Source organism: Hymenobacter sp. AT01-02 (assembly GCF_000961955.2).
Lineage (GTDB): Bacteria > Bacteroidota > Bacteroidia > Cytophagales > Hymenobacteraceae > Hymenobacter > Hymenobacter mucosus.
Genome location: NZ_JZIR02000188.1, coordinates 1 through 1721, shown reverse-complemented (window position 1 = coordinate 1721; position 1721 = coordinate 1). Strand labels below are relative to the sequence as shown.

2 protein-coding genes are annotated in these 1721 nt (G+C 56.4%); both read left to right on the top strand.

Annotated features, from left to right (window positions below; genetic code table 11):
- On the top strand, positions 1-751 hold a 751-nt coding region (locus VI25_RS22165; protein ID WP_236705209.1), incomplete at its 5' end, for a sensor histidine kinase.
- Positions 729-1478, top strand: a complete 750-nt coding sequence (locus VI25_RS22160) for a LytR/AlgR family response regulator transcription factor (RefSeq protein WP_045690392.1) — start codon at positions 729-731, stop codon at positions 1476-1478. The genes VI25_RS22165 and VI25_RS22160, both read left to right, overlap by 23 nt.
- Positions 1479-1721 lie beyond the last annotated feature (243 nt).

The window sequence follows — 1721 nt, the reverse complement described above, 5'->3', positions numbered from 1 at the left end:
GCCGCCGAACGGCGTCCCCCATTCGCGCCCCCCCCAAGGAATGTGGATGATTGGGATTCTGGTGTGGATTATCAGCAGCGGCCTACGCATTACTAGCGAGCTGTTTGAAACCGAGCGGGCCAAGCGTGAATTGGAAAACAACCACCTCTCGGCCGAACTAGCGTTTCTGAAGTCGCAGGTGAGCCCGCACTTCCTCTTCAACACGCTCAACAATATCTATTCGCTGGCGCATTTGAAATCAGATGATGCCCCGGAGGCCATTATGCAGCTTTCTCAACTCATGCGCTACATGCTGTATGAGTCGAATGCGGCGCGGGTACCTCTGATGCGGGAAGTAGAGTACTTGCGCAACTACATGGACCTGCAGCGCCTGCGCCTCGACCCCAGCCAGGTAGACATTGAGTTTACAGTGAATGGGGCTTTGGATGGAAACCTCATCGAACCCATGCTGCTGATTCCGTTCGTGGAAAATGCGTTTAAGCATGGTATCAGCTTCCAACACCCTTCCCGCATTGCCGTGCACCTCACCGTGCGCGCCGATACACTACTATTTACGGTGCGCAACTCCCGCTTCCCGGAAGTGCCTACCGCCACCCACGACCCCAATTCGGGCATTGGACTGCCCAACGTGCGCCAGCGCCTCAACCTGCTTTACCCTGACCGGCATCAGTTGCAGCTGCATCAGACGAGCAACGAATTTATTGTAGACTTAACCCTAACGATGGCCTATGCTGCGGTGCCTGCTAGTTGACGACGAACCCTTGGCCCTGCGCCTACTCACAAATTACGTGGAGCGTGTGCCTTTCCTGGAGCTGGTGGGCACCTGCCGGAGCGCGCTGGAGGCAATGGCCGTGCTGCAAAAAGAACGGGTAGATGTGCTGTTTCTCGACATTCAGATGCCCGACCTGACGGGGGTAGAATTCGTGCGCAGCATGCGTCCGGAGGCCCTCGTTATCTTCACCACGGCTTATGAGGCCTACGCGCTGGAAGGTTATAACCTGGATGCCGTAGACTACTTAGTAAAGCCCATTGCCTTTGAGCGATTCGTGAAAGCGGCCCAAAAAGCACAGGACCGCCTTGCGCCGCGTGGTGGAGCCGAGGTAGCACCGCCTGCCCCTACGCCGGCTGCTCCGGTGGCGCCCACCCCCCATCCCGCCGATGATTTTATCTTCGTGAAAGCGGACTACCACACCCAACGCATTAACCTGCGCGACATCCGTTACTTGGAAGGGCTGAAAGATTACATCAAAATCTTTGCCGGGGCCAAGCCCATTCTAACCCTCAATTCCCTGAAAGCATTTGAGGACCGGCTACCAAGCCATGACTTTGTGCGCGTGCACCGCTCCTATATAGTAGCGCTCAGCTGGATTGACTCTATTCGCAAAAACCGCATTTATATGGGCGAGGCCATCATCCCCATTGGCGACTCTTACGCCGATGCCTTTCACAAGCTCATTGAGGAACGCAACATGCACTAGCCAAGCAGTGCAGTGCTGCGCTACCCAAGGCTACTACCCCAAAGCGCCACGGAGGCAGCACAAATGGTTTGTGCTGCCTCCGTGGCGCTTTGGGGTAACTACCAACTCACCAGCCTTGCCTTCAGGCTTTCTTACTGCACCCGCGTGAGATAAACTCGTAGTTTGATGGGGTTCGTAACGTTGGCCGTGCCGCCCAGTATTGCCCGCTCGGGTGTGTCGGGCGAAGTGGAGGACAGCAGGAGC

Bases quoted from the DNA above. Each gene is read 5' to 3' on its own strand.
- VI25_RS22160 (WP_045690392.1), top strand. From the start codon at position 729: ATGCTGCGGTGCCTGCTAGTTGACGACGAACCCTTGGCCCTGCGCCTA.